This window comes from Streptomyces sp. BE20 (assembly GCF_036322525.1).
GTDB lineage: Bacteria > Actinomycetota > Actinomycetes > Streptomycetales > Streptomycetaceae > Kitasatospora.
Genome location: NZ_JAQYWW010000439.1, coordinates 1 through 2,149, shown reverse-complemented (window position 1 = coordinate 2,149; position 2,149 = coordinate 1). Strand labels below are relative to the sequence as shown.

The following is a 2,149-nucleotide window of genomic DNA, read 5'->3' as shown; positions in this document are numbered from 1 at the left end:
TCAACAACGCGGGGATCGGTGCCATCGGCACGGTCGAGGACAACCCCGACGACCAGTGGCACACCGTCCTGGACGTCAACGTCCTCGGACTCGTCCGCGTCACCCGCGCCGCACTGCCCCATCTACGCGCTTCCGCGCACGCCTCGGTCGTCAACGTCTGCTCGATCGCGGCGACGGCCGGCCTGCCCCAGCGCGCCCTCTACTCCGCGAGCAAGGGAGCAGTCCTCTCCCTCACCCTCGCGATGGCGGCCGACCACGTCCGGGAGGGAATCCGGGTCAACTGCGTCAACCCCGGCACCGTCGACACGCCCTGGATCGGCCGGCTCCTGGAGAGCGCCGGTAACCCGGCGGCGGAGCGCGCCGCACTGTGTGCCCGCCAGCCCCACGGGCGTCTGGTCACCTCCGAGGAGGTCGCCGCCGCCGTCGTCTACCTCGCGGGGCCGGCGGCCGGCTCCGTCACCGGCACCGCCCTGGCCGTCGACGGAGGCATGGCCGGCCTGCGCCTGAGGCCGGTGATGTCGTGAACACCACCGCGGCCCGGGTGCCCGTCGGGCGTGGCACGGCCTGGACCTCGCCTGTGGCCTTCGGCGCGGCGGCCATCGGCAACCTCTTCGCGCCGACGAGCGACGAGCAGGCCGCCGCAGCGATCGACGCCGCCTGGAACCACGGCATCCGGACCTTCGACACCGCACCGCACTACGGCCTGGGGCTGTCCGAGCGCCGGCTGGGCGCCTCTCTGGCGCCCCGCCCGCGCGGCGAGTACACCGTGTCCACCAAGGTGGGCAGGCTGCTCGAACCCGTCCCCGACCCGGTGGGGGACGACCTCGCCAACGGGTTCGCGGTGCCGGCCACCCACCGGCGGGTGTGGGACTTCTCCGCCGACGGCGTGCGCCGCAGCCTGGAGGGCAGCCTCACCCGCCTCGGCCTGGACCACGTCGACACCGTCTACCTGCACGACCCGGACGACCACCTGGACCAGGCGCTGGACGAGGCCTACCCGGCACTGGAACGACTGCGCGCCGAAGGCCTGGTCGGATCGATCGGCGCCGGAATGAACCATTGCGCACCACTGGCCCGCTTCGTCCGCGACACCGATGTCGACATCGTCCTGGTCGCGGGCCGCTACACGCTGCTGAACCAGGCGGCACTCCAGGACCTGCTCCCGGCGGCCGGCGAACGTGGCGTCTCGGTGATGGTGGGCGGGGTGTTCAACTCCGGCGTGCTCGCGGACCCGCGCCCGGACGCCACCTTCGACTACACCACCGCCCCCGCCGCCTTGGTGGAACGCGCCCGACGGATGCAGGAGGTCTGCGAACGGCACGGTGTGCCGCTGCGGGCGGCCGCCGCCCGCTTCCCGTTCGGACACCCGGCCGTCGCCGGCGTCCTGATCGGCCTACGCACGCCCGACGAGGTCACCGACGCCGTCGAACAGTACAGCCAGCCGATCCCCCACGGGCTGTGGCAGGACCTGCGCGCCGAAGGGCTGCTCCCCGGGGACGTACCGGTCCCGCCCGGCCCGCCGCCCGCGGGCGGGCCCCGTCCGAGGAGCAACCGATGAGCGACCCGATCATCGTCGACGCCCACCACCACGTGTGGGACCTGGCCGTACGCGACCAGGAGTGGATCACCGGCGACGACCTCGCACCGCTGAGGCGCAGCTTCGCCCTGGCGGACCTGCGTCCGCAGGCCGAGCGGGCCGCGGTCGCCTCCACCATCCTCGTGCAGACGGTTCCGGTCGCCGAGGAGACGCCGGAGCTGCTGGCACAAGCGGCGTCCGACCCCTTGGTCGCCGGGGTCGTCGGGTGGACCGACCTCACCGCCGCCGACGTGGCGGACCGGCTGGCCCGCCTGCGTGAGCTGCCGGGCGGTGAGTACCTGGTGGGCGTGCGCCACCAGGTCCAGGGCGAACCCGACCCCCACTGGCTGCTCCGTCCGGAGGTCCTGCGGGGGCTGGCCGCGGTCGCCGACGCGGGCCTGGTCTACGACCTGCTCGTCCTGCCGCACCAGTTGCCCGCGGCCACCGCCGCGGCCCGCCGCCTGCCCGGCCTCGCGTTCGTGCTCGACCACGCCGGCAAACCCGCCGTCGCGGTGGCGGAACTCCAACCGTGGGCGAGCCACATACAGAACCTGGCCGGCGAACCGAACGTCT

At 73.9% G+C, this 2,149-nt stretch carries 3 protein-coding genes; all 3 read left to right on the top strand.

All coding sequences use genetic code 11. The features are described 5' to 3' along the window. The coding region (locus PUR61_RS04450; RefSeq protein ID WP_329875842.1) for an SDR family NAD(P)-dependent oxidoreductase at positions 1–524 on the top strand (524 nt) is incomplete at its 5' end. Beyond that, positions 521–1,558: an aldo/keto reductase gene (locus tag PUR61_RS04445; RefSeq protein ID WP_329875841.1), complete on the top strand. Its 1,038-nt coding sequence runs from the start codon at positions 521–523 to the stop codon at positions 1,556–1,558. The genes PUR61_RS04450 and PUR61_RS04445, both read left to right, overlap by 4 nt. Further along, positions 1,555–2,149: amidohydrolase family protein (locus PUR61_RS04440; protein ID WP_329875839.1), on the top strand; the 595-nt coding region annotated here is incomplete at its 3' end. The genes PUR61_RS04445 and PUR61_RS04440, both read left to right, overlap by 4 nt.